Below are 25,324 nucleotides of genomic sequence, written 5' to 3'. Positions count from 1 at the left end.
AATTCATGATATTTATTAATTGTTGCCTGCATCCTGTAATTGCAAATGGTTATTTTGTGCGTTATGCAATTCTTCAATCAATACGGGTAAAGGCCGGATGACTGCAGCAGCAATCTTGCCAGGCAATGCAATCTCGCTTTCGGCTTCTTCCATTGTTTTTGCTACAAGGCTTTCACTGAATGCAACTATCTCATCAGCTTTTTGCTCAATAAAATCCTTAAGCAATCTCCTCTTTGATTTCCCTTTTTGTTCAACGTATATTTCAATAAAGATGCTAAGCCTTTTCTGAATGCTTTTGCCTTTGCTTTTTCTTTTTCATAAAATGATTTTTCAAAACAAAGCTGCCTGTTTAAACAAATGAAGTCAATAGATAAACCACAACTTTAGTTGTATATATCAAATGATAATTCGCAGAAGATATTTCGTCGTGTTATGATTAATAAAATGATAACCGCTTTGTTCATTATTTCTGTTTTAATGGGTCATCATCGGCGTTTACATACGTTACGCCTGAAGCGCCATAGCCTGTTATTTCAACAATTACAGGTTCACGCTTCGTCATTGCAAAATGATTTTGATCGGGAATTTCGGAATACACGCTGCCGACAGGTAACTTTTTTAATTTACGCTCATCAAACTTATCGCCATAACCAAAATACCACGTGCCTGAAACCACGGTCCCTATCCTGTCATCAGGATGCAGGTGCGCAGGGATTTTTGTATTCGGCGCTACTTTTAATAAGATGGTATAAAGCCCGGGTTTCGAGGGATCGCCGTGAATAACAATCACCTGCACAGCACTTAAATTAGAAGACCCCGGAGCAGATGTGCCGCCGGATGATTTTGTATTAATAATCTCCTGCTGTGTCATTCTTAACTGCCCGCTGTCTGATTGTGCACTTGAATTAACTGAATTAATCACTAGAAGTGCAGCGCTTAACCTGAAATAAAATAAAATTGATTTCATAAATGTTTTATTGAAGGATTATAATGTGTTTATAGTAGATGTATATTTTAAAAATGCAAAAAAGCTCCAACTTCAGTAAGCGCATTAACCATGTTATTTACAGTATCCTGCCGGTTCCAGTCACGCTGCAGTTCACAGGCTAATTGTGCAACGCTTACGAGTTTTGCACCGGCCTGTTCAATTCTTCTTAAAGCTGTTTCATGGGCAATTAAAGAAGTGCCGCCAACTGCATCAACAACAGCATATACATCATAACCTTCTTGCAAAGCATCAAGTGCAGGAAAGGCAAGGCATACTTCTGTCCACAGTGCTGTTATAATTAATTTTTTTCTACCCGTAGCTTTTACCGCTTCATTAAATTCTTCGTCTTCCCATGCATTTATTGTTGTTCTGTCATAAGAAGGCACATCTTTTAAAACCTGCCGAAGCTGCGGAATTGTTTCGCTGTTAATACCTGTTTTTACATTTACAGTTGAAAGCACTAAAGGCATATTATAGCTTACAGCTAACCGCGCCACAATGGAAATATTTCTAACCAATTCGGCTCTGTTCATAGAGTTAATCGAATAAACCTGTATTGGTTGAAAATCTATAATTAAAACTGCGGCATTTTGTGGCGTAAGCAAATGATCATTTAACTGGTCGCGAATAGAGAGGCTGCTCATTTTTTAAAATGATTTAATTGATGAATATTTTTTTAAACTTATTTAGCAAGCAGGAATGCCAGCATATCATGCTGCACCTGTTCCGTATTTTCCTGCACCATCCAATGCCCGGAACCTTTAATGACTGATGCTGTTACATTATCTGCAACCAGCCTGCAATGATCCGGTAAAAAACTACCGCTGTATTCACCGCCCATTGCCAGTAAAGGCATTTTTAATTTATGCTGCATGAGTTGTTTGTTATCTAAAGCATCCTGCGGAAATGCAGCAAACCAGTGAAAAGCGCCATAGGTTGATTTAGGTGTTGAATATGCCCTTACAAATTCATTGATTTCATCTTGTGTAAAAGCATTTTCTTTATGGCCCACAACCGGCCAGAAGCCCGTTAAAAACTCTTTTTCTTTACCTTCAACAATGCTGGCTGATGTATTCCATCCAAAAAAGCCAAACCACCATGCCTGTGCTTTTACCTGGCTCCAAACAGGTTCTACTCCCGGCAATAAAGCATCAAGCAAAGCCACTTTTTTTACTTCCTCACCAAACTGAGCCGCATAAGCATACGCCACCATTAAACCAATATCATGGCCAACCACATATTCGCTTTTAAAACCAAGCTGCTGCATTAATGCGTGGAGATCTTGCGCTAATTGTTTTTTTGTATAACCGCTGTCGGGTTTATCGCTTTCGCCAAGCCCGGGTAAATCAGGCGCAATAACAGTGAAATGTTTTGAAAGCTCCGGCAGCAAACGGTTCCACATATACCAGTTTTGTCCAAAGCCGTGAATTAATAATAACGGTTCGCCACTTCCGCCAACCACATAATGAATGTTGATGCCATTTACATTAGCCATTGTGCTTTTAAAGTTTGATGGCGGCATTGCAGGCTGAATTTCAACAGCGTTATTACTATTTATTGCAGTTGTATCATTTATTGCTTCAGGTTTTTTCTCATTAGTATTACATGCAATTGCAAACATTGCAACCGTAATAACAGTAAGCATTTTAAACTTATACATAAATAAATTTTGTTTAAGTGAATGGTTTGTGATTTGATTTTATTTATTTACTTTTGCAGCAGCATCAATAACGGCAGCAACTTCTTTGGCTTTGCTAATAAATAGTACATGACTGCCGCTAAGCTCCGTTACAACAGCGTCGGCCCTTTTATACATCATTCGTTCAAGTGATGGGTTTATGCTCTTATCTTCTGTGGCAACTATAGCATAAGAAGGCTTCGTTTTCCATGCTGCCTGTGTAAGCGGCGTAGTAAATGCTTTAGCAGCAATAGGCCCTTGTGAAGCATACATAAAATCTGCTTTTTCACTATTAACATCAGCCGCAAAACCTGCATGAAATTTTGCTTTATCATAGTAAATAAATCCATTATCATCCGGTGGAAGAATGCCATTTTCAGGTGCAGGCGCTTCAGATGTTGCAAGCCCTAAGGTTGACTCGCCGATTTCTGGAACAAATGCAGCAACATACACAAGCACTGCAACTTTATCAGAAACACCGGCTTGTGTTATTACAGACCCGCCCCATGAGTGGCCTACCAAAACAACAGGTCCATCTTGCTTTTCAAGCGCTCGTTCTGTTGCTGCCACATCATCTTCAAGTGAGGTAAGAGGATTTTGTACCAGCGTTACATTATAGCCATCGTTTTTTAGAATGTTGAAAACGGCTTCCCATCCTGAAGCATCGGCAAAAGCGCCGTGCACAATCACAATATTTTTTTTGATCCGGTTGTTGCTTTTCATTGTTGTGTTTTTAGTTAGATATGAAGAAGAATTTAATTACAGTTGATTAAGCCAATTCAGTATATAATCCGCATCTTCTTTCCAGGTAGCCTGCCCTAAAACAAAATGATTACGCCCGTCAAATTCTTTATATTCCGTAATTGAATTGCTGCGCTTATATTTTTTATAATTAGCGTAGTTAAGTGATGCAGGAATAGTGTGGTCGTCGCTGCCTGACGTAAGCAGCAATGGTGCATGTGGATTTTCAAAATTTACTTTTGCAGCACTTGTTATAGTATCTCTTACAATCAGTTTTGATTCGGGTATAAGAAACTTGTAGTAAGCGTCTTTCTGTTCATCGCAATCCATTCCATTTGTAAAAGCGTATTGCCATTGTTTATAAGACATCAAAAATGATTTTTTGACTGAAGTAAAAAAACCAAGCGGCCCCCAGCCTGCTTTTAAAAATGAAAATTTAAAAGTGAAAATGCCCTGCGGCGGAACCGAATGAATGGCAACGCCCGCAGCGCCTAATCCTCTTTGCAATAAAAGCTGCACAATAAGCCCGCCGATTGAGTGACCGATCAATATGGGCTTTTCGGGCAATGCTTTTACAATGGCTGCGTAATGATCGGTTAAAGCCGGTAACCTGTTAGCGGCAATCTCTGCATTGGGATGGCTGTTGCGCAACGTTTCAGCAGGTGCGTTTTTATGAGGCCATGGCTGGGCAACTGTATTGTAGCCTTTACTTTCAAAATATTTCTTCCACTCATCCCAGCAACTGTGGTGCACAAAAGCGCCTGTGATAAAAACGACTGTTTTTGGAGAATCATTTTTCATGAATGATTTTTTATTGATATTGGATATCGTAATGCCAAACAGAATGCCATCAGCTTAAATAGATGCCAATCAAACACTTAATAAAATGCGGTTATAAATACACCGTGAGATATCGCGGTAATGAAATGAATACCACGAAATAAAGTGGCTTGGATGGTTTTTAGAAAAAATGCAATTTCAAAAGCAAAGAATGATTAATTTATGCCATTGTTACGAGTACAGTGAGCGAAAAGATTATAACTGAAAAGTTTTTTTGTACTTATCTATCAACTATAAAATACCAGGCACCTTGTATGCATTTGATTTGTAACACATGCGAAGATTAATTATTTATCTCATAATAACAGCCGTATTTATGCCTTCTGCAGCTGTTGCGCAGCAACCGCATTATAATGTTGCTGACCTGTTATTGCAATTACAAAAAAGTAAAGAAGATACAGCGAAGGCAAACCTGCTGCTGCAATTAAGCGAACACTATTTTTTTTACCCATCCGATAAAAATTTTGACAGCGCTTTGTTGTATGGACACGCCATGGAAAGGCTTAGTAAAAAACTGAATTATCAAAAAGGTTTAGGAAACAGTTATGAACAGATTGCCAAAATTCTTCATGCGCAAGACAAAGCTGCTGAAGGCAGGCAATTTGCCGACAAAGCAATTGACATCTTTAAAGCAAACAGTTGTTATCTTGAATTAGGTTTTGCCTATTATGATGTTTCAGGTTATTATTCAATCAATAACAGCAATGAATTGGCAGAAAGGATACGCATTGTAGAACAGCTTGCTTTGCCGGCATTTCAAAAATCCGGAAGTAAATTAAAAGAAGCTGATATTTTAAAAGAGCTGGGAGATTTGTTGCAATTAGAAGGACAGTATGTAAAGGCTTTATCAGTCCTGCATCGTTCCTTACAGCTATACCAGGCTATTAAGCATCCTAATCTTGAAGGTATCTACGACCTTTTAGGCGTTGTATATGGTATAACCGGCAATAACGAACAGGCCTTAAAATATGGTTTGCTCGCAGTAAAAGCTGCATCAACCGTTAATGATACTACCATTCAATTAGCAACTATTTACAATCGTATAGGTTCAACCTACAGCGCTATGAAAAAATATGATGCTGCTTATGATTATTTTCAAAAAGCATTATACGTTGCAAAAAAATACGACAACACAGAAACGATTGACCTGCTGCTATCGAAGATTTCAAGAACATTAATAGCATTAAACAAACCGCAGGATGCGCTTGCCATTTTAAAGCAGGCGCAACAAAAATATCCGTCAGAAGACATCTATTCGAATTTATATATAACGGCAAGTTTTTTAATTACCTACAATGCTTTAAAGCAATACAGCCAAGCTGAAAAATATTGCAATCAGTTACTGGCAATTTCGAAAAAGCTTGATAAGTATGAACCAGACCAAAGTGAGGCGCAATATCCTGTAACAGAATTTTACCTGGCAACACACCAATATGAACTTGCCCGTAAGCATCTTGCCGAAACCGATAGCCTTTATAAAAAAATTGAAAGCCCGCTGGAATTATATAAAAATCATTTGTTATGGTTTAAGCTGGATTCTATACAAGGGAATTATATTTCTGCCATATCGCATTACCAGCAATACAAGGCTTTAAGTGATTCGTTGTTGAATGAAACAACAAATAAGCATATTGCGCAATTGCAGATAGAATTTGAATCTGAAAAAAAGAACCAGGACATTAAACTGCTTGAGAATGAAAGTAAATCGCAGCACGACAAACTAACACAGGCAAATATAACCCGCAACTGGGTTTTTGGTTTTGCCGGATTGCTGCTGATAATAATGGGTTTGCTCATTAATAATTCCTATATAAAACAGCGCACAAACAAGACATTAAAAGTGCAGCAAAAAGAAATTGAAAAGAATAATATTGCGCTGCAGCACCTGGTTACAGAAAAAGAATGGCTGGTAAAAGAAATACACCACCGTGTAAAAAATAATTTTCATACAGTTTCCGGTTTGCTGGCAGCACAAGCCGAGTATTTAAAAACCAATGAAGCAATCAAAGCAATGAATGAAAGCCGTAACCGCGTTCATGCCATGTCGCTTATTCATCAAAAATTATATCAGTCAGAAAATTTATCAGCTATCAATATGCCGGGTTATATTCATGAGCTTACAGATTATTTACGTGATTGTTTTAATACACCAAAATCTCTCCTGTTTAATTTGCAGGTTGAACCGGTTGAATTAAACCTTTCGTATTGCATGCCGCTGGGATTGATATTGAATGAAGCTATCACCAACGCCATTAAATATGCTTTCCCCGGTAATAAGAACGGTATTATCAATATTGCATTGAAACATATACAGGGAAATAATTTACTCTTAAGTATTAGTGATAACGGCATTGGATTGCCGCAAAATTTTGATAATGTAAATGCGCGGTCAATGGGTATGAAACTGATGCGTGGATTGAGTGAAGATATTGATGGAAAATTTACAGTAACCGGTAATAACGGAACAACAATAGTTGTTGAATTTATATACGACGGCTAACCATTTAAACTGTTTGTAATGGCTGAATAGAATTACTAAAAGTACAAGGGAGTGACACAACAAAGCTTAATAGCTGCAATGCAGCCAGGTACATAAAAAATGTTTAAATAATAAGCAATATGAAAGAAAAAATATTGATTGTTGAAGATCAGTTTGTAGAAGCCGATTATTTGCGGCTTATGCTTACACAGGCGGGCTATAATGTTACAGGCATAGCACGTTCCGTGGTGCAGGCAGTGGAAATGATGCGGAAAGAAAAGCCCGATTTTGTGTTGCTTGATATTTTTTTAAAGGGCAAGCAAACAGGTATAGACCTGGCTAAGCAGTTATCAGCCGTTAATATTCCTTTCGTGTATTTATCAGCTAATTCAAATGAAGATATTTTGAATGAAGCTAAGACTACCGAACCTTATGGTTTTTTAGTGAAACCCTTTAGGGAAAAAGATTTGCTTGTTACGCTTGAAATTGCACGCTACCGTTACAAGCATAGCCTGGAATCAAAATATAAACAGGAAGTTGAGTTGAAAAAAGAAATCAAAAATATTGCAGGTACGTCAACAAACCTGAACGAGGCGCTCTTAAAAATTGCAACAACTTTACAGAAGTATATTCCCTTTGATTACATGGCAGCGGGCTTTGATAATATTGGGCAGCCTTCTTTTCACGGCACTTGCTTTTTGAGAATTGGGTTTAATGAATATCAGCAAATTGGTTTAAATGAATTGATGGCTATCACCGGAAAAAATTTACAGGAGCTTATCGCATTACAATCAGATAGCCCAAAGGAAAGTATTGCAACGGTGTATAACAATAACGATTTTAATAATATTTGCCGGCAGCCTTCGTTAAGAAAATTATTTGCTGAAACTTTCCAGTTAAAGTCGCACCTTGAAATGCCGATGTTTATTTTACAAGGCAAGCCTTTCAGCTTTTGTTTATACAGCAAAATACCTGACGCCTACAATGCCAGCCATATTAATTTATTTGAGAATGCACAAATGCTGCTCATAAACAGCATTGAAATAATGTTGAATAACAAAAACAACATTCAACATAAGGTGAATAAAATAGAGAAAGATGAATTTATAAAAGGATGTGAAGGCATTATCGGCAAAAGCCCGCTGCTTTTAAATGTACTGGACCATATTGCGCAGGTTGCGCCTTCCGATACTTCAGTTTTAATATTGGGTGAAAGCGGTACGGGCAAAGAAAAAATTGCTGATTGTATCCATAATTTATCAAACAGAAAAAGCAAACCTTTTATAAAAGTGAATTGTGCGGCATTGCCTGCAACACTGATTGAATCTGAATTATTTGGCCATGAAAAAGGCGCTTTTACAGGAGCGCTTGATAAGCGCATCGGCAAGTTTGAAAAGGCTAACGGAGGAACTATCTTATTGGACGAGATTGGTGAAATGCCGCTTGAATTGCAGGTGAAATTATTAAGGGTTCTGCAGGAAAAAGAAATAGAAAGGATCGGCGGAAAGGATACGATAAAAATTGATGTACGCATTATTGCAGCTACCAATAAAAACCTGGAGAAAGAAGTGGCTGAAGCACGCTTTCGCCTGGATCTTTATTATCGTCTGAATGTTTTTCCCATCGAGTTGCCGCCTTTGCGGGAACGCAAAGAAGATATTCCTGCACTCGCTTATCATTTCATGAATTATTATAACAATAAAACCGGCAAAAAAATACATGGTATTGCAGATAATGTTTTAAAAAACATGATGGCTTATAGCTGGCGTGGTAATATTCGGGAACTTGAACATTTAATGGAAAGAAGTGTATTGCTTGCAAAAGGAAATATGATCGAAGAAATGCCTTTGCCTTTTACCGCAGAAAATTTGCAGTACGATACACAGAAAGCTTATACAAAAACTATTCATGAGAATGAACGGGATTATATTATCTCCATATTAAAAAAATGCAATGGCAGAATTTGGGGTGCAGGGGCAGCAGCAGAAATTTTAAATATCCCCCCTTCAACTTTAAAATCTAAAATGAAAAAGCTGGGGATAAAGAAAGAGTTTATTCAATAGCAAATAAAACTTCATTTTTTTCAAAACATGTACAATTCTTATGCAGTAGCGAATCGGTTGCACATCAGCACCTGCTTCCTTCATCTTTTCAGCATAAAGACTTTAGTCTAAGTGTCACCAGATTCACTTTGGTTAAAACTAATTGAAACAGGTTTCATTCATCTCAATGCTAAAAGCATTGGATTAATTGAATTTCTGATTATGAATAAGTTTAATCAATAATTATACTGCAACAAAAGTTTTCTCCATCTGTTTATTAAGATCATACTGAACGTCTTCATGCAGTACACTAATGGCGGCTTTAATTTTCTTCACCTGTTGTGTAAGCATATTAACCAGCGCCGTACTCTTGCGCATATCAATTCCTGATTCTTTCAGCAGCCAACAAAAATGTATAAGCACCTCTGCTTCAGTTTGCTTATTGCCCGTGAATTTTATATACTTATTTACCTGCCGTAAAATTTTGCGCAAGTTCTTTTTTGCGAAATATAGCTTTACCGTGTTTACTTCTTTAAACGATTCATTCATGAAAGTTTTTATAGTATTGGTATAGGCCTCTATATCACCAGCCTCAAAAAGCAGGTAAGTAAGCAATTCTTTATTGTCTTTTTTAAATCTTGCCAGCTTTAAGCACAACTCTGTTATTTCTTTTACAGATGCCTGCTGTAATTGCTGTTTCAGCTCCTGTATGCTTGCCGATTTCATGGCGATAAAAATACTTATTGTTTGTACACCAGGCAATGCGGCTGATGGCATTATCTTTACCAACAATATTATTGCCTTATGGTACAGGTGGGTATGTATAATACGCTTAAAGTTTCCCGCAAAGTAGAATTTGGGTTTTATCTTGATGATGGCAGCGATGGCCTGTTACTGCCCAAAAGGTTTGCACCCAAAGGCTTGCGTATTGGCGATGAAATAAAAGTATTTGTGTATCATGATTCGGACAACCGTTTAATTGCTACTACACAAAAACCTGCAGGTGTTGTTGGTGATGTTGTGCAACTGAAATGTGTGGACACCACGGCGCACGGTGCTTTTCTTGACTGGGGTTTGATGAAAGATATTTTCGTTGCCAAATCCCAGCAGCTTACGCACATGCATAAAGGAGGTGAATACCTGGTAAAAATTTATATTGATGAACAAACCGGCCGCATTGCCGCTACTGAAAAAGTGGAGAAGCAATTGAGCAATGATGTGCTTACCGTAAAGGAAGCGGAAGAAGTGAATTTATATGTTCAGCGTGAATCTGACCTGGGTTATGTGATGATCATTAACGGCAAACATATCGGGCTGCTGCATGCCAACGAAGTATATAGAAATTTAGAGGTGGGCGATAAGCTGAAAGGATATATTAAAACCATACGCGCCGATAATAAAATAGACCTTGTGCTCGACAAACCGGGTTATGAACGGGTGAGCCAGGAAGAAGAAAAAATACTCAGTTTATTAAAAACGCATAAAGGCTTTTTACCTTATCACGATAAAAGCAGCCCTGAAGTTATTTATGACTTCTTCGGCATGAGCAAAAAAACTTTTAAAATGGCGCTTGGCGCTTTATACAAACAACGTAAAATAGAATTGACAGAGAAAGGAATAAAGGCAGTGGTAAAGTAATATAAAAATTAAGGCACGATATAGTTACATATAAAGTTTCCTGCCATTTTACTTTTTCTTTAAGAAGCATTTAAAACTTACCTGAATCAGCCGCCGGTTATAATTTAGCAGCAATCTTATAATTGTCAAAATTTATCGTTTAGCATGCATACTTTTCTTTTCTCAAGCATAATGGGCTGGGTTGGCGCTGTGGCATATCTTGTTGCCTATCTTTTATTGAGCATTGGAAAACTAAAATCAGACAAGCCTTTTTATCACGTGCTTAATGTTATTGGAGCGGCGGGTTTAATTACTGATGCTATCAGCCTTAATGATTATCCCAATCTCGTGGTAAATTCTCTCTGGGCGCTTATTGCTGGTTTTGCCATTGCAGTTATTTACCGGAAAAGAAATTCAAAGCCCTAAAATTTTAATTACATGCGATTTGTACAGGTTAAGCTTATGCTGGTATTCGGTTTTATCATCTGTGAGCGATAAATAATAATAAGCTCCATCCACCAATGTAAAAATCCAGTCGGCTGTTTTTGCAGTATCTTCTATTTTTAAAGTGCTTGCATTGTTGCATTCTATAATAATCTGTTCCAGGTTGCTTCGTAAAGTATCCAGCAACGATTTATATTTTTTCCTGATTAAATCATTCCGAAATGTTAACGCATAACAACTGTATGATACACTGTCATCAAATAAAACATTCCATTTATTCGAAAACAGGTTATCCAATACAATTTTTAATTTCTTTGCAGGATCTTTCTGATAACGCACAGGAATTTTAAAAATCAATAAATATTTAGCCAGGATATATTCCACCAATCCATACACCAAATGTTCTTTGGTTTTGAAATAATGAATTACCAGGCTCGGGTTAATATTGATGGCTTCAGCAGTTTTTGCAATAGATACATTTTCCAATCCTTCAGTTTTGGCAAGATTATAAAAGGCTTCTATAATTTCTTTTTGCCGGGGTTCTTTTAAACTTTTTCTTCCCATTGGCTTATCTTTTAAGATTAACAATAGCGGGCATTAAAGGCCTGTTTACTTTTAAATATTTTTTGAGTTGAAAAATTAATGCATTTCCATTTGTGCAAGATTCGTTTATATCTGCAATTTGTTTTGAAAATGTGTAAAGATATCTTTAGCCTTTTTATAAATGATGGGCTGTATATTCATTCCTCACACTTCCATCCTCATATAAGTTTAGTATAGCATAGCCTGGCGGTGTTTCAAGATAATATCCTTCTCCCGCAGATTCTTTATCGCCCTTTCCCCACCAATAGCCGCTCATAGCGCCATTACAACAATACAATACTTTATTATACAAGGTTTCATCATATAAATGATTATGCCCGCTCAGAAACACTTTTACCTTATCGCGATGTTTATAAAAAAGGTCTTTTAATTTTTTATTGTCTGAATGATTGCCGCCTACGAGAACAGGAGTTGCACCAAAAACCGGGTAATGCGACATTAAAAGTACAGGTGTGTTTGCCGGTAAACTATCCAGTTCTTTCACCAGCCAGTTAAATTGTTCATCGTCTAAAGCAATATTTTTATTGTTGCCATCCAGTATTATAAAATGCCAGTTTTTTTTTGAGAAACTATAATAACGTTTGGGAATTTTAAGCCGCTTTACCACGTAATCTTTACCATACATATCATCTGTGGTTGATGGCGCAGCCCACCAGGGGTCGTGGTTACCAACACAGGCATATATTTCATAAGAAGCAATCGTTTTTAAACAATCATCCCATATCTGCCATTGATTTAAAACGGCTTCTCTTTTTACGTTATCATAAGAAGCATCATGTATAGAATCGCCGCCATTCAGAAAAAAATCAACGTCCTGTTTTTTTATTTTTTCAAGACAGGCTTTGAATCTTTGCGGGGCATTATCGCCTTCCCGGATATGTACATCGGTTATATGAGCAATACGCAGTGCTGGTTTTTTGTTTTGATGATTTTCTTTAACCGGCATTGCCATGGCTGCATTACCTGTTAATGCAGCCATGCTTCCTAATGCGGTTATTTTTTTTATAAGCGATCGTCTTCTCATCTTTAAATATGTAAAAGCGATAAGGCAAATTCCTTATCGCTTAAATATGTTATAAAATTATTGCCATCCAAATGGCTGAACCAGGTTTGGGTTCAATGCTATTTGTGTGTATGGAACGGGCCTGTAATAATATTGCGGGTCAATAAATTGCCGTGGCGCCGTTTCGGTAACCATTGTGCCGCCGTTATTGCCATTGCGTAAATACACCGTTACACTTTCTCCGTAACTACCGGCTTTATAATAAATCAAAACCTCGCCAAGCCCGTTTTTTTCCTTTTGATCTTCAGAAGGAATATCGCTGTTTTTATCGATGAGGATAATGTCATCATAACCATCTCCTGTAAGATCATATTTACCCAATCCCGGAAAGTACATACCCTCGGGTATATTGGTTAAAAGATTCCCGGCATGCCAGCGCATGAGGTCATCGTAACGATATCCTTCCATAGCAAATTCTATTCTTCTTTCCCTTCTTATTTCTAATAATACGCCTTTGTTATTGCCTGAAACATCAGGATATTTTGCTTCCAGCACAGGATCCGGGTTCGCATTGGCAGCAGAAAGATTTATACCAGGCAGGCCTGCACGTTGTCTTACCAGGTTAATGCTTTTATCAAGATCTTCCTGTGTTATAGAACCAAGTTCTGCAAGCGCTTCTGCATAAATTAACAGTACTTCTGCATACCGGTAAGCAGGAAAATCGAAGCTGCCGAGTATAGTTCCATCGGTTGATGAATTATAGTAACCTTTTATCTGGTGATAGCCTGTAAAATTCTTATTCAATCTTTGTACGTAAGGCTTGTTATCCGTTATTCTTTGAAAGCCGGGATAAGCAAGCGTTTGCTTCATGCGCGGGTCGCGGTTCTCAAATTCTTTTACAAAACCAAATGTTTTATACCCGGGAACATCAGTAAATCTCGACCCGTCGCTCATGAGGTAAGATTGCACCAAATCCCGCGAAGGCGATTGTTCATAATCACCAAATACGGTGCTGTTATTATTGCTGCCGGATGCGCCTTCCTTGCTTGCATCGTAGGGCGTATTTAATATAACTTCTTTGTTTCCGGATAAATCCTGCGAAGTAAACAGCGTAGCATAATCGCCTGCCGGGTTACCGGTATTATACAGTGCGAAATTTCCGGATTCCATAATTTCCTGGGCAACGCTTTTTGCCGTTTCAAGGAATGATGATGCCGTGCTTTCCAGCTTTAATTCCGTGTGGTATTTACGGTAAGTGCCTTCATACAAAGCTGTTCTTGCATAAAATACTTTTACAGCCCAAACATCCGGCGTACCGGTTGGAACAGATTCCCTTACATGCGCTGCTGCAAAAGCAAGGTCTGCCATCACGCTGTCTATTACCTGCGCCCTTGGTGTTTGTGTCATATATAAAGAAGAAGAGTCAGCAGGATCAATGGCGGAAGAATACCAGGGTACATCATTGTATCTTTTAACCATGCCCATATAAAACATCGCCCTGTAATATCTCGCCAGTCCTGAATAATGATCTTTAACTTCCTGGTCAACATCCGCATTATTATAATTATCCAAAAAATAATTGATATTACGCAACCGCGTCCAGCTCCAGCCAGATGTTATGGTTTGAGAACTTGGGCTACCGGTCATGATGTTTTTAATTTCAATAGAACCCGTTGTGGCCATGTTATCGCTGCTTTGATCGGCCAGGAAGTTACCGGTACCCGGAAGGGTTAGCAGCCCATCCACGTATAATTTAAGGTCTTCCTCAGATTTAAAAAAGAGCTCCGGCGATATGGTTGTTTGCGGATAGCGGTCTAAAAAGTCTTTCTTACAAGACGCAGCAATCACCGTTATAAGAAGTATATAATATGATAATTTTTTCATGTCAGAAATTTTAATAAATGAATAAATCCCGGCGGTTATAAATCCACATTTACACCAAATGAGTATTTACGCTGATAAGGATATTCCCATCCATAACCATCGGTTATAGATTCCGGATCTAAATACTTTTTAATGGGAGACATTTCATAAAGATTTTCACCGCTAAAGAAAACCCGCAGCCTGTTTAAACCAAATCTTTTGGTTACCGATACAGGCAATGTGTAGCCTATGGTAATATTTTTAATACGCACATACGCCGCACTTAACAGGTACTTGGTTTGCGGAACATCTAAACCGCTTCCGTAATTATTATCAGCCAGCCACGATTGCAGCACCGGGAAATAGGAATTGGTATTGGCATCTGCCAAACCTGCTGCTATATAAGATTTTGAATCGCCTGCCCTTTGCGCTTCGCTTTCTCCTGAAGCCCTGTAAAAATCAAGGTTCCAGGGATAAATGTTGGCATAAGGCTGCTGATAAGGCCCCCAGAAAAGATAATGATGCGGATAATAATCCTGCTTTGCCACACCCTGTAGAAAAATGCTGAAATCAAAATTTTTCCAACTGGCATCCAGGTTAAAACCAAAACGGTAGCGCGGGCTGGTATTACCGATGATCTTAAGGTCTTTCGGGTCTAATGCAGAAGTGCCCAATTCAATTTTACCATCGCCGTCAAGGTCTTTGTATTTAGGCCATCCTTCCACTATACTTAAAGCGCCCCAGGGAATGATCGCCGTTTCATCAAGTTTGGCAATTTCTTCTTCATCTTTAAAAAAGCCATCATTTGTCAAACCCCATAATTCACCAATCTCTTGCCCGGGCCTGTAAGCGGCAGAAAATGTTTGCAGGGCGTTGTTATATTTTGTGATATGGCTCCTCGAATCAGACAAGATAAATTTTGCATTGAAAGATAACGGGCTGCTGCCGGCAGTAAAAGAGTTGTGATAACTGAGCGAAAGCTCCCAGCCTTTGGTTTGCAGGTCGGCAGCGTTCTGGCTGGGCGCAGAGGTACCTAACACAGCAGGCAATTCCTGGCTCGGCGCAAGCATGCCTTTTGTGTTACGGATATAGTAATCAAAAGAAGCCATCAGCTTATCATTAAACAATCCTACATCTGCACCTATATTGCTTGTGGTTACTTTTTCCCAAGTATAATTATTAGGATCAACTGCAAGAGAAGGCGCAGAACCTAAAACAGTTTGGCGGTTGCCATCTATTAAATAAGTAGAAAGATAAGTGGGCAATGATTGCACATAACCATAGTAACTTACACTCTGGTTGCCCAGATCGCCATAAGAAAGACGCAATTTAAAGGTTGATAAAGCGGGTGCAAGCGGTTCAAAAAAAGATTCTTTGCTGGCTACCCACGCAGCTGAAACGGAAGGAAAGAAACCCCAGCGGTTATTGGACGGGAAGCGGGATGAACCATCGTAACGGCCATTACCTTCTATGATGTATCTATCTTTATATGTATAATTTATACGGCCAAACCAGCTGCGGATGGCATAAGCATAATAATCAGAACCACCGCCAGTTGCACTAATTACCGCATCTCCCGTTGTTAACCCGATGTAAGGAACTGATGCTGATATCAATCCTGTTTTAGATGCTGTAACCGGAGACCACTCATAACTTTCCTGGTTATAACCTGCCAGCAATTTAATAGCATGATCGCCAAAACTCTTGTTATAGTTCACATATACGTCAAATACATCCTGGACAACAGTGCCATTCGTTTCTGAAATGGAACCAATGCTGTTTTCCTGCCTTATATCATCCGGCCCATAACCAATAAGATAAGGAAGGCTTTCAATGTGGTATTTCCATAGCTCCCGTTTAAAACTTGCATCGGCAGTTATTTGTAATTCATTATTCAGAAAAGATGCTGTTGCTCTTGCAATATCCTGGAACCCAAAACGGGTTTGCTGATTGCGGCCACCATCGGTTAACTGTGCAGCCAGCCTGCCGGCTGAATTATTACCCCACGTACCATCTGGGTTTTTCACAACATTGGTTGGCTGTAAATAATATACATCGGTAACACTATAAGTTGGCGCATCTCTTTTCAACTGATAAACAGAAAGATTATTATCCACTTTCAGCCAGCGCAAAGGCGTAAGGCTTAAATTACCCCTTAAGCCATACCGCGTCCAGTCATCTTTGGTAATTTTAATCAAGCCGTTTTCATTGGTATAATCGGCAGATAACAAATAATTAACCGGCAGCTTTGCATTGTCTGCAGAAGAGCCATTGAGAGAAATTGTATGATACTGCGAAAAGCTTGCTTTGTTAAAGAAATAATTATTCCAGTTGGTGTTGCCCATATAAGCCCACCTGGTAGGGTCATCGGGGTCAACCCTTACATTTTCAATGGAAGGATCATCAGAACGTGCTTTAGCCCATTTATAATATTCATCGGAGAAATTTACATAATCCCATGGTGTATTATCAGTGGAGGTTTCCAATACCCTTGAATAAATATAAGGATCGGTTACCGCATCGGGCAACACGGTTCTTTTTGAAAAAGCGAAATAATTATTGTAGCTGATGTTTTGTCTGCCCCCGCTTGCTCCTTTTTTTGTAGTTACGATTAATACGCCATAAGCAGCCCTGGCGCCATAGATAGCTGCCGAAGCAGCATCTCTCAATACGGTAATGGATGCAATGTCTGACGGATTAATTCTCAAAAGATCATCTGTTGCAGATGCAATACCATCAATTACTATCAATGGCGAGCCACCATTAATTGAAGTAAATCCGCGCACATTGATAGTAGGTGTTGCGCCCGGCTGGCCGCCGCCGTAAGTTATATTTAAACCGGGGCTTAAGCCTTGCAAACCTTGGAACACATTGGCTATTGGCCGTGCCGCCAGCTGCTTTCCTGAAATCTGGTCAACAGCGCCTGTTACTGTTACTTTTTTTGCGGTGCCATATCCAACCACCACTACATCATCCAGGTTTTTTGATGTTGATTTTAAACTGATAACTATTGGCGATGTTCCGGCCCTCGCAGTGTAATCATTTACAAGAGCAGGTTCATACCCAACGCTTGAAAAAGACAAAGCATATTTTAATCCATTTAACAGTCCCGAAAAATCAAATCTTCCTGAACTGTCTGTAACTACGGATCTGGTGTAATGAAGCGAATCGCTTTTCAATGTTACGGATACACCTGTCAGCGCTTCCTTATTTTCATTTTGCACAATGCCATTGATTGATCCGGCATCCTGCGCACTTACACTTGTTCCTGGCAAAGAACAAAGCGCACCTGCAATAAGCAGCATTATAAGCAGCTTGTTTTGCAGTTGAATAGCTCTTCTCATAATTGTTTTTTTGTTTTTGAATTTTGTTTTATATGAAATACCTGTTTGCTTAACCGGGATAAATATTTTAGGTTTCGTGGCGATGCTTAGTGTTCCGTTGTTATCAAAAAGATTACAGCCTGTATTATTAATTCCTATATTATTTTTCAGTTGATAGATAAGTTGCCCGCCCGCAATGCGTTGCATTCAGATTTGTTTGGTAAAATTCCTGATAAGCCTGTCTTAGTAATTTTTTAATTGCTGAAGCAGCGTCTTGCTTTGTTCTGTTTGTGATTGTTTGTATTGATAATTTAATAAAGCCCCCATCCATTCTCCATACATAGCATTGGGCAATACAATAAAGTGGCTGCCAAAGCCTGATGCATTGGTTTGTACCAAAGCATCTCTTTTTTCGTATGATTGATGATCATAAATACCGGAAAAATCGCCCAGGTTATCGCCTAAAAAAAGTAATACGGAATAACGTTGTGCAACAAGTGCACGCCTCGCATCTTTACCAGAAGTTCCGCTCTTAAGCAGTATGTGTTCAGCATCAGCATTTGGAAAATTCCATTTTTTAAGGTTGGCAATAGTAGCCTCCAGTTCAGCTTCAAGCCTGTTGCTCACATAAAAAACCTGTATGTTTTTGGCAGTGGCATATTTTAAAAAAGAAGGAGCGCCGGGCACGGTATCACAGTCTTTTTTAGCAGTCCATTCCATCCAGGAACTGTCATCATAGCCTAATCCCTTTAACCCCTGGTGCACAGAATAAGGGCTGTTATCCAAAACGGTTTCATCAATATCTGTTACAACAGCAAATGGCTTATCATGGCTGGCTGATGCATATTCATCCAGGCGTAATGTTGCAAGATTATAAGCCTGAAAACATAAAGCTTTATACTCTGCAGTTTTCTGTTGCCATAACGCTGCCCAAACCGGTCCATACGTAGCAAGTTGCGGAGCGGCTGTATTTAATGTTGCTGCATGTTTCGTATTGCTGCAGGCGGCCATACTTAAAAAACAAACGCAGACAATTGAATATCTTGCAATATTTATAAGTTTCATTTTAATTCGTTTTATCAGCAGTTTTATTATTCAGGATTACCCAGTGGTTAAGGTTATTATCGGGGCCTTGCAGAAATAATTTATAAAAGGCAGAAGGCATGTCTTTTACATTCAATGTTGCCTTTTTATCTGCCAGTGGAACAGTTTTTAACAGCTCAAATTTATCTTCGCCGCCTTCTTTATAGTTGTTGGTTGCTGACGCCCATATTTTTACTGATCCTGCTTTTGCTTTTGCCTGCCACCCAATTGTTATTATACCATCTTTATATTGTGCAGCAGCATTGGTTAATGATAATGCACCGATAAGCGGCACACCATCAACTTCCCTTGCTGTTTCCAATGGAATTTGCAGGTTCATAAAGCGGGCAATGGTTGGAAAAATATCTACGATTGAAGCCTGGTTGTTTTTAAAATATCCGTTCAGGTTTTTTGCATTGGTAAATATCCAGCCTGCACGTTCCCTGTCTGATTGCCCGCCATGCCCTTTGCCTGTTTCAGCTGTGCGGCCATGATCTGTTGTTATTATAATAAGCCAGTCTTCATTAAAATTCTTTTCCCTGTATTGAATGGCTTGCCATATCTGTCCAACATAATCATCTGCATATTTAATAGCCTTATAAAATTGCGGGCTGTCGCCATATTTATGGCCCATATCATCTGTATATTCCAGGTAAACCCAGGAAAGATCGGGCGCATTGGTTTTAATAGATGAAGCGGCAACTTCTGCAACTTTAGTATCTATATTATGCATGTAAGCACTTTCCTTATCATGTGGATAATTAACCGTATCCAACTCCAAACCATCAAACTTATAATCAAAATGTATGTTGCCGGTTGCAGCCAAATCATCGCCAACAAGCCTGGTGCGGTTATCAGTCCATGAAGAAAATATACCTATCTTTTTTTCGGGGTTATTTTCCTTTAATATCCTGAAAATGCTTTTATAATTATAGTTGGGATCCTGTATATCATTATCCCAGACATTATGTTTATTCACCCATGTTCCGGTTAATATACTGTTATAGCCCACTGCAGAAATGGTAGGCGTTTGAGAATAACCGTTTTTTTCACCACCAACCATAGCATGGGCGTATCCACCAGCCTTTGCAATTTCATTCATGTGTACCGGGTTAACTTTTTCAATCACATCTGCCGGGATACCGTCAATAATTATATATACTGTCTTCTTTGTTTTGGGTTGGGCAAATAATACGCTGGCTGCAAACAGGGATAAACAAAAAATAATTAAATGCTTCATTTTAAATTATTATAAAAATTGAATAATAAATGCCATCCGATCGTATGCCCCAGGAACAATGCCTCATTACATAATGAAGCAATATTATATATATGCCTATGATATTTTTAAAAGATCCCGGCCAGGTATATCAATCCTGGTTCCTTAGAAATTTCCGTACTATAAATTAAATTTTATTCAGATTATTCGGCAGCAAACTTATTTATTATCAATCTTATTCAAAATTAAATTTAAATGAACATTCAATCAATTTATTATTAATTTTTGCGCAAACGTTTGCGCGGATTCTCTATTTTCAGGCATTACCAAAAAGGCTTATAACAACAACATGTATTCATCAATATTGAGAAAAGTAAAAGATGCAACTATAAATATTGCTTAATACCAAATATTATTTCTATTTTTCCGGCGACTAAGTTTGCTTGAAGAAGATTATTACCATATTACTGATTGCTATTCATTTCTTTTATGCTTTCGGATACACGCTGTTTTTTTCCGTAATGGAAACCGCTGCCGACGAGCGCATGATGGCATTATTGGATAATAACAGTTATGATGAAAACGACCTGGTGTTATTAAAATTTGCATTGTATGCCCCTTATATTCAAAGCAGTGGCGGTTACCAGCGTTGTGACGGGCAAATTGAATTAAACGGCACTCAATACAACTATGTAAAGCGGATGGTGCGCAATGATACTTTGTACTTGTATTGTATTGCCAACAAACAAAAAACAGACATCAATAACACTAAGAATTTATACGCTCAGCAACACAGCGATAATTCATTAGACAAAAAAGCTGATCAGCCTTCTTTAAAACAATTCAGCTTAATACAGGAATATAATATTGCATTTACTGAAGTTACATTCAATACCTATAATACTTCGCTGAACAAAACCCGGTCAGTTAATAATCTCCATACGGAAAAAGGTTTTATACTTAGAACCATACAACCTCCCGACCTGTTTATTTAAGCTTTTAAATTGTTTGGGTTCATAGTTTATGAAACGGCTTTGAACAGGAACCTGCGGCTGCGCAATGATGTGCAGATAACGGTAATGCGACGCAACTGTGATGCCATCCGTTCATAAGCTGGTAACAGAAATTATCCAAACAATTTATGTTCTGTTATTTACCGGCATGCATTTGTTGTGCATCATCAGCTTAAATAATTATTCCATGCCATATATTCCATTGGAAGAGCATTTGCCCGGCATTACGGGCCTGCTTGAATATGATAAAGTTGCCGCAGCTCCTATACGGGAACTTACGCAGATTTTGCTTCGCGGTGAAAGCACTTTAACCGAAGGCGAACGTGAACTCATTGCAACGGTTGTATCAAACGGCAACCAATGTAAATTCTGTACGGCGGCGCATACGGCTGCCGCTGATATTTTATTAGGTGAAAAGGAAACATCGCAAAAAGTAAAAGAGAATATTGTTACTGCGCCTGTAAGCAATAAAATGAAAGCGCTGTTAACAATTGCATTGATGGTTCGCGAAAACGGCAAAGCCGTAACACAAGCCGCCATTGATAAAGCAAAAGCGGAAGGGGCTACCGATATAGAAATTCACGACACGGTTTTAATTGCAGCATTATTCTGTTTGTACAACAGGTATGTTGACGGCCTTGCTACCATAACACCAGCCGGTAGTGAATTCTATAAAGGATTAGCAGAGCGTTTAAAAAATCATGGCTATAACCGTTTGCCGCAAGGCTACGATCATTTGAAAAAAAATAAAACAGTTGTGTCATGAAGCAGGTTGAAGTAAATATTGAAGAGCGTATTATAATTGCTGAAACTCTATACCAGCCTTCCGCCGCTACGAAACGAAGCCTGGCAATAGCATTTATTGTTTGCTATATCAGCATTATGTTCAGTGGCATTTCCTCCATGCTGATGTCAGTTTACCTGCCTGTGGCAGTAAAAGATTTGTTAGGCAGCATATCAGATGAACGAATGAATTATATAAGTGCTTATATAAATTCAATCTTCATATTCGGCAGTATGTTTGGCGGTTTTGCCTGGGGTTTTGTTTGTGATAAAATAGGCCGGTCAAAAGCCGTAATATTTTCAACAGCGTTATATGCATTATTCACGGCACTCACTGCTTTCTCCTCTTCGTGGCTTATCGTTGGCGTTTATCGCTTTATAACCGGTTTTGGCGTTGGCGGTGTAATTGTAACCACCAATATCCTGATCGCCGAAATATGGCCTGAAAAAAAACGTGCCATTGCATTGGGAATAGTATCCGCTGCCATGCCTGTTGGTTTTATTGTGGCCGGCGCATTAAATAACCTGGTACCGGAATGGCGCAACGCATTTCTTGCAGGCATCATTCCATTAATCACAGCCGTTATAGCCATGTTTATGCTGGCCGAACCTGAAAGCTGGAAGCAGGCAAATCATGCACAGGATAATAATAATGCGGGCAAACAAATTTTTTCAGGCGGTTACAGAAAAAATCTTGTCAGCGGCTCCATCATTTTTGGTGCTATGCTCATTGGATTGTGGGCCATTTTTTCATGGGCACCCACATGGGTGCAAAGCATCACGCCGGATAACAACAAAGCAGATGAACTGCGTGGCATAACGATGATGATACTGGCATTATCCGGTTTGATTGGAAGCGTTGTTTCCGGCTGGATAGTAAACAGGATCGGTATGCGTAAAACAATGATGTTGTGTTTTGCTGCAGGTTTTATAATGACTGCTGTTGTATTTAAACTGAATTCTTCCATAACCACTGTAACATTGATTGAAATGGGCATAATGGCTTTCTTCTTTGGAATAAGCCAGGGCGCATTATCGGTTTATATACCTGCGTTATTTCCAACGAAAGTAAGGGCATCTGCAACAGGGTTCTGTTTCAATATAGGCAGGTTATTTACAGCAACTGTTGTTTTCTTCATCGGTGCACTCGTATCATTTCTTGGCGGTTATGGCAATGCTATTTTTATTTTTTCATTCATTTTCATCATTGGATTGATAACAACATTCAGAGCCCCTGCCCTAAAGGGAGAAATGATTAAGTAATAAAATTTATAATCAAATTAAACTTGTTACCTCCGCAAGTTTTACTCTCCGCCATGGCGGAGATGGGGGCAAATAGTTATGGCATACATAAACGTACCAGAAGGAGTTCCCGGGATCAGAAGCCTGGTAATGTTTCGCCCGGAAACAGGCAAGCCATTATATGAACTGGCACAGGTATTATTAAGAGGCAATTCAACATTAACTGAAGCGGAAAGGGAATTGATAGCCGCTTATGTTTCTAAAAGAAATGATACCATGTTTTGCATGATGAGCCATGCCGCCGCGTCACGCGCATTATATGGAAATGATAAAAATATTGTGGATGATGTATTAAAAGACATGCAGCAGGCAAACATCAGCAGCAAAATGAAATCGTTATTAAATATTGCAGGCAAAGTGCAAATTCTTGGCAAAGAAGTAAAGCCTGGAGATATTGAGGCCGCAAGAAAAGAAGGCGCTACTGATAAAGAGATTCATGATACAGTTTTAATCGCTGCGGCATTCAGCATGTTTAACAGGTATGTTGATGGCCTGGCCAGCTTTACGCCAACCGATGAAAAAGAATATGAGGCAATGGGTAAACGCATGGCGGAGAAAGGATATGTGCAGCCAAAATAAAATTCCGGAATGTAAAATCTATAATGTTAAACTTATAACACACTATGGCATTTATCAATTTACAAAACGATTTGCCCGGTATCCGCGGGCCTATGCAATACAGCCCTGAAACAGGTGAGGCATTGAATGAACTGGCAGAAATTTTATTGCATGATGATAACAATACTTTATCACGCGGTGAACGTGAAATGATTGGTGCTTATGTATCCTCACAAAATGATTGTTTTTATTGTCAGAACGTGCATGGTGCATTGGCGCAATATTATTTTGAATGCGACATGCAGTTGATTGATGATATTAAAAAAGACTACGAGTCAACGTCCATCTCACCAAAATTAAAAGCATTATTAAGCATTGCGGGCAGTGTGCAAAAAGGCGGCAGGCATGTTACACCAGCGCAGATAGAACATGCTAAAAACCTTGGTGCAACTGATAAGGAAATACACGATACTGTTTTAATAGCGGCAGCTTTTTGCATGTTCAACCGTTATGTGGATGGATTAAACACATGGGCGCCGCAGGACAGGAATGTGTATGTAGAACGCGCTGCAATGCGTGCAAAAGAGGGCTATGCAAATATTAATTTGAATAAATAAAATTCCTTACAACGGTTTGACGCTCTAAAAGCGTCTGACCCGATAAAAATAAAAACTACAACTATGAAAATAAGAACATACCCTGTTGGCAGCGTTCCCCGGCCAAAATATTTAGTGGAGGCGTTAGGTGGATTTGCACAACAACAAATAAATGAAAACGAATTACAGCAACTTTTTGATAAAGCTTTAAAAGAAACTATACAACGTTTTGAAGAAACGGGCTCGCCGGTTATAACAGATGGTGAACAAACAAAACCAAGCTTTGCAACTTATCCAATCAGTGGTATAAAAAACCTTTCACCAAATGGCGTGGTAATTCCTTTTGCAGACGGGCATACAAGGCAATTGCCGACCATAACATCAGGCCCGTTTCATTATACAAATTATGCAGATGCTTATTTAAAGAAAGCAAAGCAGTTAACAGGTTTGCCGGTTAAACAGGCGGTGATAGCTGTATCTGCCATCAGTTTATTATACCCGCAGGAAGGCATTGAAAATTATTCGCAGGAGCAGTTTATAAATGACCTGGTGAATGAAGCCGAAGCCGATATAAGAAGCTGTTTAAACGCCGGCGCTCATCTTGTGCAGGTGGATTTTACGGAAGGCAGGCTTGCTTTAAAACTCGATCCTTCAAAAAGTTTATTGAGATCATTCATTGATTTAAACAATAAAGTACTGGCCCGTTTTTCTGAAGAAGAGAGAAAAAAGATCGGCGTTCATTCTTGTCCGGGCGGCGATCATGATTCTACGCACAGCGCAGATATTAGTTACAATGATTTATTGCCTTTATTGTTTGAATTGAACGCAGGCAATTTTTTCCTGGAATATGCAGGCGAAAAAAATAAAGAGGATGTTTTACAATGCATCAAAGAAAATCTTCGTCCCAATCAAACCGTATTTATCGGTGTAACAGATGTATTGAACCCACGCATTGAAACGCCGGAAGAAATACGCGATGTTATTATTGAAGCATCAGCAAAAATTCCTTTGCAACGGCTTGGCACAACAGACGATTGCGGCTTCTCTCCTTTTGCCGATGATGTTTCAACTTCAAGAGATACAGCGTTTGCAAAAATTAAAGCGCGTGTGGAAGGAACGAAACTCGCTGAAGAAAAACTTTTTAAATAA

At 38.9% G+C, this 25,324-nt stretch carries 23 protein-coding genes; 10 read left to right on the top strand and 13 right to left on the bottom strand.

What is annotated here, in order from left to right:
- Positions 1-15 precede the first annotated feature (15 nt).
- From ACTHN6_RS02500 to ACTHN6_RS02475, 6 genes are all read right to left on the bottom strand, one after another.
- The gene (locus ACTHN6_RS02500; RefSeq protein WP_440434132.1) at positions 16-225 is read right to left on the bottom strand and encodes a hypothetical protein; all 210 of its coding nucleotides are present in this window, start codon (positions 223-225) and stop codon (positions 16-18) included.
- Between the two features lie 238 nt (positions 226-463).
- Entirely contained in the window at positions 464-967 is a 504-nt protein-coding gene (locus ACTHN6_RS02495; RefSeq protein ID WP_440434131.1) for a cupin domain-containing protein, read from the bottom strand.
- Between the two features lie 47 nt (positions 968-1,014).
- Complete coding sequence (locus ACTHN6_RS02490) at positions 1,015-1,632, bottom strand: hydrolase (RefSeq protein WP_440434130.1); 618 nt, start codon at positions 1,630-1,632, stop codon at positions 1,015-1,017.
- A 38-nt stretch (positions 1,633-1,670) separates the two neighbouring features.
- Positions 1,671-2,648, bottom strand: coding sequence for an alpha/beta fold hydrolase (locus ACTHN6_RS02485; RefSeq protein WP_440434129.1), 978 nt, complete (start codon positions 2,646-2,648; stop codon positions 1,671-1,673).
- A 39-nt stretch (positions 2,649-2,687) separates the two neighbouring features.
- Complete coding sequence (locus ACTHN6_RS02480) at positions 2,688-3,389, bottom strand: alpha/beta hydrolase (RefSeq protein ID WP_440434128.1); 702 nt, start codon at positions 3,387-3,389, stop codon at positions 2,688-2,690.
- A 36-nt stretch (positions 3,390-3,425) separates the two neighbouring features.
- Entirely contained in the window at positions 3,426-4,208 is a 783-nt protein-coding gene (locus ACTHN6_RS02475; RefSeq protein WP_440434127.1) for an alpha/beta hydrolase, read from the bottom strand.
- Between the two features lie 313 nt (positions 4,209-4,521).
- Here ACTHN6_RS02475 and ACTHN6_RS02470 point away from each other — a divergent pair, with 313 nt between their 5' ends.
- Positions 4,522-6,747 carry a histidine kinase dimerization/phosphoacceptor domain -containing protein gene (locus ACTHN6_RS02470; RefSeq protein WP_440434126.1) on the top strand — a complete coding sequence of 742 codons (2,226 nt, stop codon included), beginning with the start codon at positions 4,522-4,524 and terminating at the stop codon, positions 6,745-6,747.
- 119 nt (positions 6,748-6,866) lie between these two features.
- Positions 6,867-8,789, top strand: a complete 1,923-nt coding sequence (locus ACTHN6_RS02465; RefSeq protein WP_440434125.1) for a sigma 54-interacting transcriptional regulator — start codon at positions 6,867-6,869, stop codon at positions 8,787-8,789.
- A 222-nt stretch (positions 8,790-9,011) separates the two neighbouring features.
- Here the strand turns inward: ACTHN6_RS02465 and ACTHN6_RS02460 are convergent, their stop codons facing one another.
- A complete protein-coding gene (locus tag ACTHN6_RS02460; protein WP_440434124.1) occupies positions 9,012-9,545 on the bottom strand; it encodes a hypothetical protein in 534 nt (177 codons plus the stop codon).
- Positions 9,546-9,572: 27 nt separating this feature from the next.
- Between ACTHN6_RS02460 and ACTHN6_RS02455 the strand changes: the two genes are divergently transcribed.
- Both ACTHN6_RS02455 and ACTHN6_RS02450 read left to right on the top strand, forming a co-directional pair.
- Complete coding sequence (locus tag ACTHN6_RS02455; protein WP_440434123.1) at positions 9,573-10,406, top strand: CvfB family protein; 834 nt, start codon at positions 9,573-9,575, stop codon at positions 10,404-10,406.
- 144 nt (positions 10,407-10,550) lie between these two features.
- On the top strand, positions 10,551-10,811 hold the full coding sequence (locus ACTHN6_RS02450; protein WP_440434122.1) for a CBU_0592 family membrane protein: 261 nt from the start codon (positions 10,551-10,553) through the stop codon (positions 10,809-10,811).
- Here ACTHN6_RS02450 and ACTHN6_RS02445 read toward each other — a convergent pair.
- The 6 genes from ACTHN6_RS02445 to ACTHN6_RS02420 form a co-directional block, all read right to left on the bottom strand.
- Complete coding sequence (locus ACTHN6_RS02445) at positions 10,800-11,393, bottom strand: TetR family transcriptional regulator (RefSeq protein WP_440434121.1); 594 nt, start codon at positions 11,391-11,393, stop codon at positions 10,800-10,802. The two genes, ACTHN6_RS02450 and ACTHN6_RS02445, sit on opposite strands and share 12 nt — an antisense overlap.
- A 154-nt stretch (positions 11,394-11,547) precedes the next feature.
- A complete protein-coding gene (locus tag ACTHN6_RS02440; protein WP_440434120.1) occupies positions 11,548-12,456 on the bottom strand; it encodes a metallophosphoesterase family protein in 909 nt (302 codons plus the stop codon).
- A gap of 57 nt (positions 12,457-12,513) precedes the next feature.
- Positions 12,514-14,319: a RagB/SusD family nutrient uptake outer membrane protein gene (locus ACTHN6_RS02435; RefSeq protein ID WP_440434119.1), complete on the bottom strand. Its 1,806-nt coding sequence runs from the start codon at positions 14,317-14,319 to the stop codon at positions 12,514-12,516.
- Positions 14,320-14,354: 35 nt separating this feature from the next.
- Positions 14,355-17,828, bottom strand: coding sequence for a SusC/RagA family TonB-linked outer membrane protein (locus ACTHN6_RS02430; RefSeq protein WP_440434118.1), 3,474 nt, complete (start codon positions 17,826-17,828; stop codon positions 14,355-14,357).
- A gap of 36 nt (positions 17,829-17,864) precedes the next feature.
- Positions 17,865-18,686: a 5'-nucleotidase, lipoprotein e(P4) family gene (locus tag ACTHN6_RS02425; RefSeq protein WP_440434117.1), complete on the bottom strand. Its 822-nt coding sequence runs from the start codon at positions 18,684-18,686 to the stop codon at positions 17,865-17,867.
- Position 18,687: 1 nt separating this feature from the next.
- Entirely contained in the window at positions 18,688-19,944 is a 1,257-nt protein-coding gene (locus ACTHN6_RS02420; protein ID WP_440434116.1) for an alkaline phosphatase family protein, read from the bottom strand.
- A 422-nt stretch (positions 19,945-20,366) separates the two neighbouring features.
- Here ACTHN6_RS02420 and ACTHN6_RS02415 point away from each other — a divergent pair, with 422 nt between their 5' ends.
- The 6 genes from ACTHN6_RS02415 (at position 20,367) to ACTHN6_RS02390 (ending at position 25,324) form a co-directional block, all read left to right on the top strand.
- A complete protein-coding gene (locus ACTHN6_RS02415; RefSeq protein ID WP_440434115.1) occupies positions 20,367-20,918 on the top strand; it encodes a hypothetical protein in 552 nt (183 codons plus the stop codon).
- 205 nt (positions 20,919-21,123) lie between these two features.
- Complete coding sequence (locus ACTHN6_RS02410) at positions 21,124-21,702, top strand: carboxymuconolactone decarboxylase family protein (RefSeq protein ID WP_440434114.1); 579 nt, start codon at positions 21,124-21,126, stop codon at positions 21,700-21,702.
- Entirely contained in the window at positions 21,699-22,982 is a 1,284-nt protein-coding gene (locus ACTHN6_RS02405; RefSeq protein ID WP_440434113.1) for an MFS transporter, read from the top strand. Before ACTHN6_RS02410 ends, ACTHN6_RS02405 begins: the two co-directional genes overlap by 4 nt.
- A gap of 78 nt (positions 22,983-23,060) precedes the next feature.
- Positions 23,061-23,600: a carboxymuconolactone decarboxylase family protein gene (locus ACTHN6_RS02400; protein WP_440434112.1), complete on the top strand. Its 540-nt coding sequence runs from the start codon at positions 23,061-23,063 to the stop codon at positions 23,598-23,600.
- Between the two features lie 44 nt (positions 23,601-23,644).
- Positions 23,645-24,196: a carboxymuconolactone decarboxylase family protein gene (locus tag ACTHN6_RS02395; protein WP_440434111.1), complete on the top strand. Its 552-nt coding sequence runs from the start codon at positions 23,645-23,647 to the stop codon at positions 24,194-24,196.
- Between the two features lie 63 nt (positions 24,197-24,259).
- Positions 24,260-25,324, top strand: coding sequence for a cobalamin-independent methionine synthase II family protein (locus ACTHN6_RS02390; RefSeq protein ID WP_440434110.1), 1,065 nt, complete (start codon positions 24,260-24,262; stop codon positions 25,322-25,324).

It is taken from the genome of Parafilimonas sp., from assembly GCF_051953455.1.
Classification (GTDB): Bacteria; Bacteroidota; Bacteroidia; order Chitinophagales; family Chitinophagaceae; genus Parafilimonas.
This window is presented reverse-complemented; position numbering and strand designations above follow the sequence as displayed.